Source organism: Isoptericola hypogeus, from assembly GCF_039531145.1.
GTDB classification, from domain to species: domain Bacteria; phylum Actinomycetota; class Actinomycetes; order Actinomycetales; family Cellulomonadaceae; genus Isoptericola; species Isoptericola hypogeus.
The window spans coordinates 223,162-238,178 of record NZ_BAAAPM010000003.1; the positions used below are offsets into that span (position 1 = coordinate 223,162).

General features: G+C 73.6%; 17 protein-coding genes. 6 read left to right on the top strand and 11 right to left on the bottom strand.

Annotation, left to right across the window (positions count from 1 at the left end):
- Positions 1–34: 34 nt before the first annotated feature.
- Positions 35–481: a SufE family protein gene (locus ABD254_RS03370; RefSeq protein ID WP_344245657.1), complete on the top strand. Its 447-nt coding sequence runs from the start codon at positions 35–37 to the stop codon at positions 479–481.
- Positions 482–521: 40 nt separating this feature from the next.
- Here the strand turns inward: ABD254_RS03370 and ABD254_RS03375 are convergent, their stop codons facing one another.
- Positions 522–917 carry a TFIIB-type zinc ribbon-containing protein gene (locus tag ABD254_RS03375; RefSeq protein WP_344245659.1) on the bottom strand — a complete coding sequence of 132 codons (396 nt, stop codon included), beginning with the start codon at positions 915–917 and terminating at the stop codon, positions 522–524.
- An 80-nt stretch (positions 918–997) separates the two neighbouring features.
- Between ABD254_RS03375 and ABD254_RS03380 the strand changes: the two genes are divergently transcribed.
- Together ABD254_RS03380 and ABD254_RS03385 are read left to right on the top strand one after the other, a co-directional pair.
- Complete coding sequence (locus ABD254_RS03380; protein WP_344245661.1) at positions 998–1,378, top strand: universal stress protein; 381 nt, start codon at positions 998–1,000, stop codon at positions 1,376–1,378.
- A gap of 75 nt (positions 1,379–1,453) precedes the next feature.
- Positions 1,454–2,857, top strand: a complete 1,404-nt coding sequence (locus ABD254_RS03385) for an alanine/glycine:cation symporter family protein (RefSeq protein WP_344245663.1) — start codon at positions 1,454–1,456, stop codon at positions 2,855–2,857.
- Here ABD254_RS03385 and ABD254_RS03390 read toward each other — a convergent pair.
- From ABD254_RS03390 to ABD254_RS03400, 3 genes are all read right to left on the bottom strand, one after another.
- Positions 2,811–4,118, bottom strand: coding sequence for a DUF2235 domain-containing protein (locus ABD254_RS03390; RefSeq protein WP_344245665.1), 1,308 nt, complete (start codon positions 4,116–4,118; stop codon positions 2,811–2,813). The two genes, ABD254_RS03385 and ABD254_RS03390, sit on opposite strands and share 47 nt — an antisense overlap.
- A gap of 73 nt (positions 4,119–4,191) precedes the next feature.
- Positions 4,192–5,070, bottom strand: coding sequence for an NAD(P)-dependent oxidoreductase (locus ABD254_RS03395; protein WP_344245667.1), 879 nt, complete (start codon positions 5,068–5,070; stop codon positions 4,192–4,194).
- 201 nt (positions 5,071–5,271) lie between these two features.
- The gene (locus tag ABD254_RS03400; protein ID WP_344245669.1) at positions 5,272–6,030 is read right to left on the bottom strand and encodes an Ltp family lipoprotein; all 759 of its coding nucleotides are present in this window, start codon (positions 6,028–6,030) and stop codon (positions 5,272–5,274) included.
- 195 nt (positions 6,031–6,225) lie between these two features.
- Here ABD254_RS03400 and ABD254_RS03405 point away from each other — a divergent pair, with 195 nt between their 5' ends.
- Positions 6,226–7,497, top strand: coding sequence for a sensor histidine kinase (locus tag ABD254_RS03405; protein WP_344245671.1), 1,272 nt, complete (start codon positions 6,226–6,228; stop codon positions 7,495–7,497).
- Between the two features lie 27 nt (positions 7,498–7,524).
- Positions 7,525–8,193 (top strand): response regulator, encoded by a 669-nt coding sequence (locus tag ABD254_RS03410; protein WP_344245673.1) that lies wholly within the window; start codon positions 7,525–7,527, stop codon positions 8,191–8,193.
- A 54-nt stretch (positions 8,194–8,247) separates the two neighbouring features.
- On the opposite strand, the gene ABD254_RS03415 is transcribed toward ABD254_RS03410, so the two are convergent.
- The 7 genes from ABD254_RS03415 to ABD254_RS03445 all read right to left on the bottom strand — a co-directional run bounded on the left by ABD254_RS03415 (position 8,248) and on the right by ABD254_RS03445 (position 14,458).
- Complete coding sequence (locus tag ABD254_RS03415; protein ID WP_344245675.1) at positions 8,248–9,030, bottom strand: amino acid ABC transporter ATP-binding protein; 783 nt, start codon at positions 9,028–9,030, stop codon at positions 8,248–8,250.
- The gene (locus tag ABD254_RS03420) at positions 9,027–9,932 is read right to left on the bottom strand and encodes an amino acid ABC transporter permease (protein ID WP_344245677.1); all 906 of its coding nucleotides are present in this window, start codon (positions 9,930–9,932) and stop codon (positions 9,027–9,029) included. Before ABD254_RS03420 ends, ABD254_RS03415 begins: the two co-directional genes overlap by 4 nt.
- Positions 9,933–9,942: 10 nt before the next feature.
- Positions 9,943–10,812, bottom strand: a complete 870-nt coding sequence (locus tag ABD254_RS03425; RefSeq protein ID WP_344245678.1) for an ABC transporter substrate-binding protein — start codon at positions 10,810–10,812, stop codon at positions 9,943–9,945.
- Between the two features lie 191 nt (positions 10,813–11,003).
- Positions 11,004–11,501 (bottom strand): dsRBD fold-containing protein, encoded by a 498-nt coding sequence (locus ABD254_RS03430; RefSeq protein ID WP_344245679.1) that lies wholly within the window; start codon positions 11,499–11,501, stop codon positions 11,004–11,006.
- 102 nt (positions 11,502–11,603) lie between these two features.
- Entirely contained in the window at positions 11,604–11,873 is a 270-nt protein-coding gene (locus tag ABD254_RS03435) for a DUF7218 family protein (RefSeq protein WP_344245681.1), read from the bottom strand.
- Positions 11,874–12,020: 147 nt separating this feature from the next.
- Entirely contained in the window at positions 12,021–13,694 is a 1,674-nt protein-coding gene (locus ABD254_RS03440; RefSeq protein ID WP_344245683.1) for a copper resistance CopC/CopD family protein, read from the bottom strand.
- Positions 13,691–14,458 carry a YcnI family copper-binding membrane protein gene (locus ABD254_RS03445; protein WP_344245684.1) on the bottom strand — a complete coding sequence of 256 codons (768 nt, stop codon included), beginning with the start codon at positions 14,456–14,458 and terminating at the stop codon, positions 13,691–13,693. Before ABD254_RS03445 ends, ABD254_RS03440 begins: the two co-directional genes overlap by 4 nt.
- A gap of 182 nt (positions 14,459–14,640) precedes the next feature.
- Here ABD254_RS03445 and ABD254_RS03450 point away from each other — a divergent pair, with 182 nt between their 5' ends.
- On the top strand, positions 14,641–14,865 hold the full coding sequence (locus ABD254_RS03450) for a tautomerase family protein (RefSeq protein ID WP_344245686.1): 225 nt from the start codon (positions 14,641–14,643) through the stop codon (positions 14,863–14,865).
- Positions 14,866–15,017: the final 152 nt, after the last annotated feature.

Consider the following 15,017-nt stretch of genomic DNA (forward strand, 5'->3'; position numbering starts at 1 on the left):
CGACCGGCGGCACCGTTGCGAGAGACTGGGAACCATGACCGACGCCGCCGCCCCCGTGCTGCCCGACGCGCTCTCCGAGATCCGCGAGGAGTTCCTCGCCCTGCCCGAGCGCGAGCGCCTGCAACTCCTGCTCGAGTTCTCCCGCGAGCTGCCCGGCCTGCCCGAGCGCTACGAGTCCATGCCCGGCCTGCTGGAGCGGGTCGAGGAGTGCCAGTCCCCTGTCCGCGCCTTCGCCGAGGTGGACGACGACGTCGTGCACTTCTACGCGACCGCGCCCGAGGAGGCCCCCACGACGCGCGGGTTCGCGTCGATCCTGGCGCAGGGTCTGTCCGGGCTGACAACGCAGCAGGTGCTGGACGTGCCCGACGAGTTCCCCCTGATGATCGGGCTCAACCGCGCCGTGAGCCCGCTGCGGCTCAACGGCATGGCAGGCATGCTCACCCGCGCCAAGCGGCAGGTGCGCGAGCAGCTCGCGGCCTGACGCGGGACGCGCCGCGTCAGGCCCGCGTCAGGCCCGGGCCTCAGAAGTCGAAAAGGTCGCCCAGGAAGGATTCCTTCTTCTTCTTGCGGCGGTAGTCGTCACGCCGCGGGTCGTACCCGCGGTCGTCGCGACGGCGGTCGTCGTAGCGCTTCTCGTCGTAGCGCGGGTCGTAGCCCCGCGGGTCCGGGCGCCGGTCGTCGTACCGCGGCGCGGCCGGGACGGTGCCGTAGGCGGACTCGGGCGAGCTGCCGGGACCCACGGGACCGGACCCGGCGGCCCTGGCCTCGGCGGCGATCTCGGCCTCCATCGAACGCTCGACGATCTTGTCGAGCTCTCCCCGGTCGAGCCACACCCCCCGACACTGCGGGCAGTAGTCGATCTCGATCCCCTTGCGCTCGGACATCACCAGGACGGACTGGTCGTGCGGACACTGCATCGCGCGCTGCTCCTTCGTCGGCTGGCATGCTCAACGCCCCGGCCCCGCCGCGGGTTCCCGCGATGTGCGAGAGTGTGCCCATGACGGTGCTCGTGGCCTACAACCCGTCCCCGCACGGCGAGGCTGCCGTCCGGACGGCGATCTCCGAGGCGGCCCGACGACGGCTCCCGCTGCACGTGGTGAACCTCGCGGCTCCCGACGCCGCCGAGGACTCCCTGACCGCCCTGCTCGACGCCGCGCCGGACGGCGTGGACGTGCAGCCCGTGACGCGGCGCGGCGCCGGCACCGAGCCCGCCGACACCATCCTCGACGCGACCGAGGCGACCGGCGCCTCCCTCGTCGTCATCGGCTCCCGCAAGCGGTCCAGCTCGGGCACCTTCCTCATGGGCACCACGACGCAGCGCGTGCTGCTCGACTCCCCCGTCCCGGTCCTCGTCGTCAAGGACGTCTACGACGCCTGACCCCTCGTACGAGGGTCCGCGACGGCGTGGGACGCGTTTGCGTGTGGCCCGCGTCACCGGGTTACGGTGCCGCCCGTGGATTCCTTCGCCGACTTCGTCTCCGAGGCCAGCTCCTTCGTCTGGGGCCCGTTATTGCTGATCCCGCTGCTCCTGGGCACCGGTCTGTTCCTCACGATCCGCCTGCGCGGCATCCAGTTCCGCAAGCTCGGCGCGGCGCTGCGCCTGGGGCTCCTGCAGCGCAAGGAGCCCGGCGCCGCGGACGGCGACATCTCGCACTACCAGGCGCTGACGACCGCCCTGGCCGCCACGGTCGGCGTGGGCAACATCGCCGGCGTCGCGACGGCGATCGGCCTCGGCGGCCCCGGCGCGCTGTTCTGGATGTGGGTCACCGGCCTGGTCGGTATGGCGTCGAAGTACTCCGAGGCGTTCCTCGGGTCGAAGTTCCGGGTCGTCGACGAGAACGGCGAGCAGCGCGGCGGGCCGCAGGAGTACCTCAAGCGCGGCATCCGCGGGCCCGCCGGCAAGGTCCTGGCCGTCGCGTTCGCGGTCTTCGCCGCGCTGGCCGCGTTCGGCATCGGCAACATGACGCAGACCAACACCATCGCGCAGTCGCTGGACGACACGTTCGGCGTGCCGCCGCTGGTCACCGGCATCGCCATCGTGGTGTTCGTCGGCGTCGTGCTGATCGGCGGGATCAAGCGGATCGGCAACGTCACGGCGTCGTTCGTGCCGACGATGATCCTCTTCTACATCGTGGCCGGCACCGTCGTGCTGGGCGCCAACGTCACCGCGATCCCCGACGCCTTCGCGCTGATCTTCACCGACGCCTTCACCGGCACCGCTGCCACCGGCGGGTTCGTCGGCTCGACGGTGGCCATGGCGCTCCAGTTCGGCGTCGCGCGCGGCCTGTTCTCCAACGAGTCGGGGCTCGGCTCGGCGGCCATCGTCGCCGCGGCGGCCAAGACCGTCCACCCGGTGCGGCAGGGTCTGGTCTCCATGACCCAGACCTTCATCGACACGATCATCGTCGTGTCGTTCACGGGCCTGGTCATCATCACGTCCGGCGCGTGGACGTCCGGCAAGGAGGGCGCCGCCATGACGGCCGACGCGATGTCGACCGGGCCGTTCGCCCAGGTGGGCGGCGCCGTCGTCGCCATCGCCGTCGTGTTCTTCGCCCTGTCCACCGTGATCGGCTGGGCGTACTACGGCGAGCGGTGCGCCACGTCGCTCTTCGGCATCAGGGTCTCGCTGCCGTACCGGGCGGTCTTCACGCTCGTGTGCCTCGTCGGCGCGATGTGGGAGCTCGACCTGGTGTGGGGTGTCGCCGACGTCCTCAACGGGCTCATGGCCCTGCCGAACCTCATCGGCCTGCTGGTGCTCTCGGGGCTCATCGCCCGCGAGACCAAGGCGTACCTGGCGAAGGACCCCGACCTCACCGACCCGTCGGCAGCGCTCGCCGATCTCGAGCCGGCTCGATGACCCGGTCGCCCGGCACGACGAGCGGCCGCAGGTCGGCCCTCGCCGCCGGGATCGGCTCGACGGGCACCCGCTCCACCCCCCCGGCCTCCGCCATCCACCAGGCGAGGTTGGGGGCGAGCGCGCCGTAGGCGTCGCGCAGCACGTACCGCAGCACGGTGTCGGCGAGCCGCACCCCGTCGCGCCACGTGCCGGCCGCCGACGGCAGCGCCAGCACGCGCAGCCCGCGCCGGAACACGAGCCGCCCGTCCACGACGCCGTAGCCGGGCACGAGCCGCTTCGCGACGTTCAGGACCCGGAACGCCCAGGGCGGGTCCTGCGCCAGCACCAGTGACGCCCGCGGCGTGAGCTGCTTGGTCAGCCGGCGCTCGTCGAGGACGACGCCGGCGTCCCGCAGCTCGTCGGCCATCCACTGCAGCGCCAGGTCCGAGAGCCCGCACCGGACGCCTCCCCCGCCGACGTCCCCGTGCGTGCCCGGGAACCACACCTGCTCCACGCGGCCGGCCGGGTCGTCGTCGGGCACGGTCCACAGGCAGGGGGCGAACGTGATGCGTCGCTCGTCGATCGCGAGCGCCTGGCGTGCCCGGCGCACGATCGGCGACAGCGAGACGTCGTGGAAGCGGTTCTTGCGGCGGGACGGCCCCGGCACCCCGAGCGCGCCGACCGTGTCGAAGACGCCGAGGAAGTCCACGTCGACGACGCGGCCGTGCTCCGCACGGAAGCGGGCCTTCGCCTGCGCCACGTCCGCCACCCGCGCCAGCACCAGCTCCGCGCGACGACGGCGCCAGGAGCCCGGGCGCGCCCGGCGGGCGACGCGTTCCGCCCGTGCCAGCCGGCGCGGGGACGGCGGGTGCATCCGGTAGACGCGCTCGGCCTCGCTCAGCAGCCCGGCGTCCGCCGCCTCCGGCTCCAGCAGCCCGACCTGGGAGATCATCCCGACCACGCTGCGCGCCGTGTACGCGCCGCGGGAGTAGCCCACGACGACGATCTGGTCGCCGGGCTCGTAGGCCATGGCGAGCGACCGGTACCCGTCGATCACGTTGCGCGTGATCCCGTACCCGAACGCCCCGCCGAGGAGCTGGTCGACCAGGTAGCCGTGCGCGCCGACGCCGCCCACGTAGAAGACGAGCTGGACGACGTCCTCGCCCTGGCGGTTGCGCCGGCTCCCGATCGGTATCGACCGGGCGAGCTTCACGATGTTCGACACCTGCGGGTTGACGGCGTGGTTCCACGTCCCGTCGCAGCACAGCACGATGCGCTTCATGGTTGTCCCCTCCATGAACCACGGAGGGACGGCGGCGCGGAACTGATACCCCGGGCACCGAGCGCCCGTGGCCTCAGACGACGACGCGGATCACCGCGCTGTGGTCCAGCTCGGCGTCGCCGCGGTCCACCATGCGCGCATACCTGTCGCGAGCGACCTCGGTGGACGACGTGTCGACCCCGAGCCGGTGCCCGGCGGCGATGCCGAACTCCAGGTCCTTGAGCTGGGTGCGGCACGCCGCGCCGTGCGCGTAGTCGCCCGTGAGGTAGCGCCGCGACTTGTCGGTGAGCAGCTGCGAACCGGCCAACCCCCCGCCCAGGACGTCGAGCACCGCCTCGACGTCGAGCCCGCCGGCGCGGGCGATGGCGACGGCCTCGGCCAGCGCGTTGAGCGTGCCGCCGACGACGATCTGGTTGCACGTCTTGGTCAGCGAGCCCGCACCGACCGGGCCGAGGTGACGCACGGTGCGGCCCACGGCCGCGAACACGGGCGCGAGCACCGCGACGTCGTCGTCCGCGCCGCCGGCCATGATGCTCAGCGTGCCCGCGACGGCGCCCTCGACGCCCCCGCTGACCGGCGCGTCCACGAGCCGGACGCCGTCGGCCGCGAGCTCGCGCGCCCATTCCTCGACCGCCACCGAGCTCACCGTGCTCATCACGACGAGCAGCGGGTCGTGGATGCCCGCGGCCTGCCAGCCCGCGCGCAGCCCGTCGGGGCGCTCGACGATGTCGCGCACCTGCGGCAGGTCCGGGAGCATCGCGATCACCACCGGTCGCGCCGCGTCGGCGGGAGTCGCGGCGACCGTCGCGCGCTCGTGTTCCGCCGCGACGTCGTCGGCCCTCGATGCCGTGCGGTTCCACAGCGCGACGTCGAACCCCGCGTCGAGCAGGTTGCGCGCCATCGGCGCCCCCATCGGCCCGAGCCCCACGAACCCGATCGACGTGACCTGCATGCCTGAACCTCCGCGCTGAGTCGTCCGCGCCGGCGACCATGACGGCGCCGGCCGCCTCAGGCTAGCCAGCCACCGCTGGGCGGACCGACGCCGTCCGGCGTCCAGACACGACGAGCCCGAGCCGCGTGGGAAAGGGATCCACGCGGCCCGGGCTCGGCAAGGGACGGACACCTCAGGTCGAAGGTGCGCCAATCACTGGCGTCACAGGCCCACGGAGTCGGCTCCGTGCTCGGCCTGGTCCGGGGTGAAGCCCTCGAACTCCAGCTGGTCGACCAACCCGGACTCCGAGAACGAGCCGGTGTCCATGTACGACTGGGCGCTCTCTTCCGCCTCGGAGTTCCAGTTCGCGCCGGAGTCCTTCACTGCTTGCGTAGCGTCCTTGCTCGAGAAACCCTCGAACTCCAGCTGGTCCACGAGCCCGGACTCTGAGAACGCACCGGTCTCCAGGTACGACTGAGCGCTCTCCGCCGCCTCGTCGCCCCAGCTGACGTCGACGGCGTTCACCGCATATTTGGCGTCCTTCTTCGAATAGCCCTCGAACTTCAACTGATCGACCAGGCCGGACTCCGAGAACGCGCCGGTCTCCAGGTAGGACTCGGCGCTCTCCCGGGCGTTGGACTGTGCGACCGTCTCCGTCGCTGCGTCCGACGCCGACTCGTCGCCAGCCGCGGGGGCCTCGACAGCGGCATCTTCCTCGACGGCCACGTCGGCGACTGCAGCCGCAGCAGGCGGGTCCGTCGTGGCGCCCTCGTCACCGCCACCGTTCGCGGCGATGGCGCTCACTGCGACGACTCCTGCCACGCCCATGCCGGTCAGGACCTTGTGTCGCGCGAACCAGTTCCTGTTCGCCTTCGCGATCGCCTTGGCCTCGCGCGCCTGTCGCTTGAGCTCGGCCTGGCTGGCCGGCTCCTGGGACGTCGGGCCGGCCGGCGAGGTGGGGGGCGGGAACTGGTCGGTCATCGCTGCTCCTGATGCTGTCTTCAACCCCGTCACTGGTGTGCCGAGGTTCTCGGTCTGGTTCCAGGGTCCAGCGAGGGGCCTCCTCCGCACATCGCCCGGACGGGCACCGCCGCGTACCCGATCGGGCACGACGCGGGCCCCGTGCCTGCCCGTTCGGGCGACGCAGGGTCACGCCCGCCGCCGTAGGGTCGCCCTATGTCAGCCCGAGCAACCGGCTCCGACGCCGGGGTCGCTGGCGTTCCCCGCTGGGCGTCGCACGCCGGCACCGTCGTCGCGGTCGTCGCGTCCGCCTGCAGCGCGATGGTGGCCGTGTCGTTCGCGTCGACCGACGCCGACCCCGACGGGACGATGTCCGGCCTGCACGTGCTCAGCGCCCTCGTCGGCCTAGCCCTCGCGGGACTCCTCGTCGTCCGCCGTCGGCACGCGGTGCCGTTGTGCCTCGCGGCGTCGGCTGCGGCCGTCGTCCTGCCGATCGACTCGTCGGCGGCGCTGCTCGCCCTGCCGTGGGTGCTCGCGACGGCGTCGGTCCGCACCTCCGCCGTGTGCGCCGTCGTCACGGGCGCGGGCACGGCGGCAGCCCTGGTGCGGGACGCGCTCCGCGACCCCGCCGACATGGTGTTCGCCGCCGTCGACCAGCAGACGGGGGCGGTGACCTCGCACCCCGGTCCGAGCGCGTTCGTCCTCGGCGGCGCGGTGGTGCTGGGCGCGTCGATCGCGGCCGGCCTGGTACGACGCTCCCGTGCCACGGCGGCCCTGGTGAGGGAACAGCAGGAGGCGCAGGCCTCCGCGACCGCCGTCCTGCGCGACCAGATGACCCGCCAGGAGGAGCGCGAGCTCATCGCCCGCGAGGTGCACGACACGGTGGCCCACCACATCGCCGCCATCTCCCTGCAGGCCTCCGCCCTCGAGGTGACCCGGGCCGACGACGCCGAGGTGACCGGCGCCGCACGCGAGGTCCGGGCCTCGGCACAGCAAGCGATCGCCGAGCTGCGCACCGTGCTGTCCACGCTCCGCTCGCCCGGCCCGGCCGCCGACCTGCTGCCGGGCACGAGCCTCGACGACCTCGCCCCGATGCTCGACCAGCTCCGGCACGACGGCGCCCGCCTGACCAGCACCGTGTTCGTCGCGGGTGCGGACCAGGCGCCGCCGACGGTGACCCGGGCCACGTTCCGCATCGTCCAGGAGGGCGTGACCAACGCCCTCAAGCACGCGCCGGGTCAGCAGGTCGACGTCACGGTGCGCGCCGCGCCCGCCGACGGCGTGCGGATCGGCGTCGTCAACGCCGTCCCGGGCGGTTCCGGCGCGGCCGTGCGGGACGTGCCCGGCACCGGGAGCGGACTGCTCGGGATGCGCGAGCGCGCCGAGGCGGTCGGCGGGTCGCTGGACGCCAGCCGGGTCGACGGCACGTTCGTCGTCCGCGCGCACCTGCCGTGGGCGGGCCCGGACGGGGCGTCGACGAGCGACTGAGGTCGCCCGGGGATACGGTCGGGTCGCGTGACCCGCGTCCTGCTCGTCGACGACGACCCGATGGTGCGGCGCCTGCTGTCGACGGTGCTGACCGCCCAGGGCATCGATGTCGTGGGCGAGGCTGCGGACGGCGACGAGGTCCCGCGCGCGGTCGCCGAGCGACGCCCCGACGTCGTACTCATGGACCTGCACATGCGCCGGACCAGCGGCCTCGACGCGATCCGCGCCCTGCGCCGCGCGCCGGGGGCCCCGGCCGTCATCGCGCTGACCTCGTTCGGGACGGACGACACCGTGGTCGCCGCCCTCGACGCCGGCGCGCAGGGCTTCCTCAGCAAGGACGACGACCCCGAGCACATCGCCCGGCACGTCCGGCAGGTCGCCGACGGTGCCGGAGCCCTCGACCACGACGCCGCCGGCGCGGTCATCCGGCACCTGACCGGCAGCCGCGGCCTCGACGCCCTCCGGGCCGAGGCGCGCAGCGCGCTCGACGTCCTGACCGAGCGCGAGCTCGAGATCGCCTCCTATCTGCCGCACGGCCTGTCGAACCCGGAGATCGGGGCGCGCGTCTACTGCTCGTCGTCCACCGTCAAGGCGCACCTGGGGCGCGCGATGGCGAAGCTCGGCCTCCCGTCCCGCGAGCAGCTCGCCGTCCTCGTCGACCGGGCGGGCGCGACGGCGACCGACGCCCCGGACTGACCAGGTCTCTACCCTTCGACAAGCTCAGGACGACGCAGGCTCGACCGGCGGGGGTCAGCGCAGGCGACGCAGGAACTCCCGCGTCCGCTCGCGCCGCGGGTCGCCGAGCACCTGGGCGGGCGTGCCGCGCTCGTGTACGCGGCCGTCGTGCAGGAAGACGACCTCGTCGGCGACGTCGCGGGCGAAGCCCATCTCGTGCGTCGCGACGAGCATCGTCGTCGGACGGCCGCCGACGCCCTCGGTGCGCAGCGAGAGCAGGAGGTCCAGCACCTCGCCCACGAGCTCGGGGTCCAGCGCGGACGTGACCTCGTCGAGCAGGAGCAGCTCTGGCCCGTTCACCAGGGCCCGGGCGATGGCAGCACGCTGCTGCTGGCCACCGGAGAGCTGATCGGGGTACGCCCGAGCCTTGTCCGCCAGCCCGACGCGCTCCAGCATGGCCATCGCCGCCTCCTCGGCGTCGGCGCGGCCCAGACCGTGCACGACGCGCGGCGCGAGCGTCACGTTGTCGAGCACCCGCAGGTGCGGGAAGAGGTTGTACTGCTGGAACACCATCGCGAGCCGCGCGCGCACGGCGTCGGCGTCGACCCACGGGTCGGCGACGTCCTCGCCGTCGAGCAGCACCTGGCCGTCGTCGACGTCCTCCAACAGGTCGACGACTCGCAGCAACGTGGACTTGCCCGAGCCCGACGACCCGACCACCACGACGCACGACCCCGCCGTCACGTCGAGGTCGACGCCGTCGAGCACCACCTTCCGGTCGGCCCCGGCGCCGAACGACTTGCGCACGCCACGCAGCGACAGCAGGGGCGCCGCTCCGGCCTGCGGCTCCGCGCTCACCGCACCACCCCCGCGCCGCTGACGCCGCGCAGCTGGCCCCGCCACCCCTGCCGCGCCGACCAGGCGTCGACCAGCCGCGTCAGCGGGATCGAGATCAGCAGGAAGAGGATGCCCGCCACGACGTAGGGCGTGAAGTTGTAGTCGCCGGTGGTCGCGATCTGGGCGGCACGGATGGCGTCGACGGCGCCGAGGATCGAGATGAGGCCCGAGTCCTTCTGCAGCGAGACCAGCATGCTCGCCACCGGCGCGGCCACGTTCCGCACCGCCTGCGGCAGCACCACGCGGCGCACGGCCTGCCCGCGTGTGAGCCCCAGCGACCGCGCCGCGGCCACCTGCGAGGGGTGCACGGACTCGATCCCGGCGCGGAAGATCTCCGCGAGGTACGCGGTGTAGCAGAGCACGATCGACAGGCCGCCGAGGAACGCCGCGCTCACGGGCAGCCACGGTAGCCGCAGCGCCGGCAGGCCGAACCCCACGAGGAGCAGCACCAGCAGCAGCGGGACGCCCCGGAAGACGTCGACGTAGACGAGCGCGAAGACCCGCAGCGGGAACAGCGCCGGCAGGCGGGACGTGCGCACGACGGCGAGCGCCAGGCCGACCACCAGACCCACCACGCCGGCCACCAGCCACACCCGCAGGTTCAGCCACAGGCCCGCCGCGACGTCGGGCAGCACCTCCCACGCCCGCTCGGGCGAGAAGAACGCCTCCCGCGCCCGCTCCCAGCCGGGCGCCGTCGTCACGACGTACACCACGCCGGCGAGCACGACCACGCTCGCCACCGTCGCGACCAGCGTCGCGCGGCGCCGCTGGGTGCGCCGGAACGCCGAGCGGGCGCGCGCCCGCTCGGAGGGGGTCCAGTCCTCCCCGGCGGTCGAGCCTGTCGAGACCCCGTCAGCCGTCATCCGGGAGCGCTCAGGAGAGCTCGGGGACGTCGTCCGACTTGAGCCACTCGGTACGCAGCTCGGCCAGGGTGCCGTTCTCCTCCAGCGTGTCGACGGCGGCCGAGACGCACGCGGTGAGCGACGACCCCTTGTCCAGGACGAGGCCGAGCTGCTCGGGCTCGCCCACGGGCGGCAGCGTGCCGATGACGTGCGTGTCGGGGAAGTAGACGGTCGACGCCGCGACGCCCTGGTCGACGTCCATCACCATGGCGTCGATCGTGCCCGAGGACAGCGCCGTCATCCCGTCGCCCGCGGCGTTGAACGGCGTGATCTCGACGTCGTCGCCCCACGCCGCCTCGGCGATCGCGAGCGACGTCTGGGACGCGGTCACGCCGATCGTCGCGCCCTCGAGGTCGGCGAGGGAGGTCGCGTCCGAGCGCGGACCCTCGTCGGCCACGATGACGCCCTGCCGGCTCGTGAGGTACGGGCTGGAGAAGTCGACGGCGGCCTTGCGCTCGTCGGTGATCGTGGTCTGGTAGGCCGCGACGTCGAACGGCTTCACGGCAGGGCTGACGATCTGCTCGAAGGTGACGGTCGTCCACTCGACGTCGTCCTCCGCGAATCCCAGCTCCTCGGCCACGGCGTACACCAGCGCCGACTCGAAGCCCTCCCCGCTGCTCGGCTCCCCCACGTACCAGGGCTCGAACGGGTCGCTCGCGCCCACCGTCAGCGTGCCGGCGGTGAGGGTCTGCAGGCCCTCGGGAGTGCAGTCCGCGGCGGACGCGCCGTCCGACGGCGTGCTCGCGGCGTCGCCGGCGCCGTCCGGCGTCGAGCAGGCGGCGAGCGCGAGCGACGCGGCGGAAACGAGGGCGACCGCGACGGCAGGACGAGAGTTACGCACGCGGGTGGGGCCTTCCGGGGGCGGGACACGACGTCGTCGAGCCTATGCCGACGACGCCCGGCTGCGGGATGGCGCTGGTCACAGGTCATGTCCCGCACGGTTGTCGATTCCCGCGGTCCCGGCCCACCGTGCACCGACAAGGCCGGGCGCGCCCACCTGCGCCGTCCCCGGATGGCGGCCCTACGTGACCCTCAGGTGTGCACGTGCGCCTTGTGGCCGGTCTGCGCGGAGATGTCCTGCTCGGCCTGCCCGATCAGCGCGTCCGCCAGGCGGCGCAGCGCCCGCCCGGCGGCGACCTCGTCCCCGATGAGCGGCACCTCGGTGTCCCCCGGGTCCTTGCGCGCGTGCCCGACGGCGCGCATCGCGCCCACGTCGCCGTGCTCCGCCGGCCCCGCCACGAGGGTCGCCTCCGCCGTCGTGCTGCCGGCCGACTCCACGAGCGTGAGCTGGATCTGCCAGGTCACCGACCGCGCCGTCGTCGGACCCGGGCCGCCCTCGTCGCCGTCGTCACGACGGACCAGGGTGTCCGGCCCGGGGAAGACGAGCGACTCCTCCCCCGTGTCCGACCAGCGCACGCGGTACGGCGGCGAGCCGTCGTCGTGCGGGCAGCCCACGACGACGCCGTCACGCACCGCACCGCCCACGACCCCCGATGCCACCACGATCCGGTCGCCCACCGTCGCCTTCATCGTCGTCCTCCTCGATGCGGGTCCGTGCGCCGCCGAGCCGGCGTCTGTCTCCATCATGCGACGACCGGGCGAGCCAGGCAGCGGGTGAGCCCGAACCGCCGCTCAGTGCGAGCGCAGGGCGTCGACCAGCTCGGACTTGCGCATCGACGACCGGCCCTCGATGCCGATCTCGGCGGCGCGCTTGCGCAGGTCGGCCACCGTCCAGTCCTCGTAGGACCCGGACTTGCCGCCTTTGGAACCGACCTTCTTTCTGCCGCGGGCCGCCGCCGCGTTGGCGATGCGGGCCGACTTCTCCTTGCTGTTGCCCTCGTCGCGGAGCTCCTCGTACAGCTCCTTGTCCTTGACGCTCGGGCCGGCATCCCGTCGTGGCACGGGGACTCCTCTCGTCGTGGCGGTCGGTGGCGTCGCGGACCGGCGCCACTCGCCCACCATGGCCGCGCCTGCGCCTGGTCGCACCTCGGCGAGCGGGCGGCCCCTCCGGAGCGGGCAGGTCCTCGGTGCGGGCGCCGGCCGACGCCGTCAGGGGACGCGGAACGTCACGGATCGCACCGGGTTGTCGAACTCCGTGGTGCGCAGCGACACCTGCACCTCCCAGTCGCCCGCGATCGGGAGGACGACGTCGCCGGCGTAGACGCCCGGAGCGAGCGAGGCGACCTCTACCTGCCCGAGGTCCACCTCGTCGGACGACAGGCTGAGCCGGGGGGCCTCGTAGCCCTCCGCGGGCGACCCGGCGTCGTCGGTCATCTCGATGGTGAGGGTGGCCGGCCCGACGCCCAGCGGGTCCAGGGTGATCTCCGCGGCGATGTCGTCCAGCTGCACCGACTCCCCGGCACTCTCCGCCGCCGCCTCGCCGGAGGTGCCGGCCGCGTCGACCTCGGGGCTGTGGTCCACCAGGAAGCCGGTGACGGCCAGGACCGCGACCAGCACGCCCGCCTCCGCGAGCGTCGTGCGGACCAGCAGCCCGGCCGCGGCCCCGCCGCCGTGACGACGGGAGTCCGTCCGGAGGCGCGGCGTCAGGGAGAACCGGTTCCACGCGGCGATGGCGACGGCGACCAGCGCGACCAGGACCTTCACGAGGAGCAGTGCTCCGTAGCCGGAGTCCAGGAGCGCGTCCCAGGTGCCGGCGACCCTCCAGGCCAGGAACGACCCGGCGACCACCAGGACCGCCAGCACGCCGGCGGCCCAGGTGGAGAAGCGCGCGAGCACGACGGCGCCGGCGTCGCGGCGCGCGAGGTCCCCGAGCACCAAGGCGATCGCAGCCAGGCCTCCGAGCCACAGGGTTCCCGCGCCCAGGTGCAGCACGTCCACTCCGACGACGAGCGCCTCCGGCGTCGTCGCCCTCGTGTGGCCCGTGAACGCCGGCGCGGCGACCGCCAGGACGCAGCCGAGCAGGACCAGGGCGGCTCTCGCCCGGTCGGGGGCGGCGGCGCCCGGGAGCAACCCCACGGCCAGCGCGAGCCCCACGACCACGACGGCAGGGACGACGTACTCGGCCGCCGCGAGCGCCGTCCAGGTCGAGCCGTCGGCGAGCGCCGAGGTCGGCAGGCCGAGCTGGTAGAGCGCGACCAACGGCACGGCGAGCCACCAGCCGAGGACGGCGACGGCGGCCGCCGCGCGAGCGACCGGCCGGAGCCGGGCGCGCGAGCGGTCGGCTCCACGGTCCCGAGGAAGGAACAGGACCGAGAAGGCGGCCACGCCGGCCGCCACGAGGAGGCCGACGTAGCCGAGCCCGCGGACGAGGCTGAGCAGGAGAGGGGCGTCGGTGCCGGCGTCCGCGCCGGTCGCCGCCACGTCCACCACGTCGCTGGGCGCGCCGACGGCAAAGCTCAGCGATCCCCCGATCGGGTGCCCGTCCTCCGACACGAGCCGCCAGAGGACCACGAGCGTGCCCTCGGCCACCTCCTCGTCGAGGTCGACGAAGAGCTGCGACCCACGGACGGAAGCCGAAGAGGCCACCTCCGCCCCTGTCGCGTCGAACACCCTGATTCCCGCCGGCACGCCGATCACGGACTCGTCGAAGGTGAACGTGACCCGCTCCGGAGCGGCGTCGAGCACCGCGCCCTCGGTCGGGTCGGTGCTGACGAGGGTCGCGTGCGCCGAGGCGCTGCCCGCCGGTCCGACCAGGAGCGCGCAGACGACGGCGAACAGGAGCAGCAGGCTGGCGGTGCGCGTCCGCGCGCCCTGGGCGGTCACCGGCGTCGACGACGCAGCAGCAGGACGGTCCCGCCCGCCAGGCCGCCCGCGAGCAGGACGGCGGACGCGCCATAGAGGATCAGCGGTTCCCGCTCGTCCGCGTCGGCCGCCGAGCTCGCGCCGGTGCCGGCCCCCGTGCTCGCTTCGGCATCGACGTCGGCCCCCGCGCTCGCTTCGGCATCGGCGTCGGCCCCCGCGCTCGCTTCGGCATCGGCGTCGGCCTCCGTGCTCGCTTCGGCGTGGGCATCGGCGTCGGCCTCTGTGCTTGCCGGCTTCGGGTCGCCGGCGGTCACGACGACGACCGGCGCCGGCATGTCGAGCGAGTCGTGGCCCTCCCCGTGCTCGGCGACCTCGGTCCAGGCCGCCTCGCCGCTCTCGCACTGCTGGACGACGGGGAAGACGAGCGTCGCGCCGGCGTCGTCGGGCAGGCGCACGGAGAACTCGACCACGTCGTTCGCCCCGTCCGGGAGCGGCTCGTCGGTGGCGTAGGTCAGGCCGTCCGCAGCCTGGTGAACCGCCCAGCGGTCCGTGTCGGAAGCGGTCACGCCCGAGACCTCCTCGGGCATCCGGACGGAGACGGCGGTCGTCGCAGATCCGTCGCACCCGTGCGGGATCTCGACCCGAAGGACGGCCGTCGCGCCCGCCGCGGTGGTCGACGGCGTGATGGTGACGTGAGCCATCGCCGGCGTCGACCCGAGGGCCACCAGGCCGGCGGCAGCAAGCCCGGACAAGGCCGTCCTTCGGACGACGGTCCTGCGATTCATCGCGTGTCTCCTGAGATCGAGGCGGTTCGCACACCAAACCAGCGGGTCGAACCACTGTCAAGAGTGTGAACCGATTGGTCGAAACGATGGACGACACAGCCGCCGTCCACGTACCGTGTTCATGTCACTGAACCAAGGTCGCTCCCGTGAACACGGTCGAAGCGTCCACCCATGGAGGAACGATGCCCAACATCACCGTCGAGCTGCTGCGCGGACGAACGCTCGAGCAGCGTCGCGACTTCGCCAAGGCCGTCGCCGACAGCGCCGTCGAGATCCTGGGCGCCCGGCGCCAGGACGTCCGCATGGTCTTCAGCGAGATCACCGCCGACATCGTCGCCAACGGCGGTGTCCTCGCCAGCGAGGACCAGAGCCGTGCCGGCGTCGTCGCCTCTCTGGCCGACGACTGAGGTGGAGGTGCAGCGCAGGGTGGGGGCCGAGGAACGAGGCACGCGCCCGTAGCGGAACCGCAGCCTCAGGCGTCAGAGAGCCCGACTGAGGCGGAGGTGCACGACCGAGCCGGTCACGACCACGCGGCGTGGGCCCGGAGGATCCGTCCTCC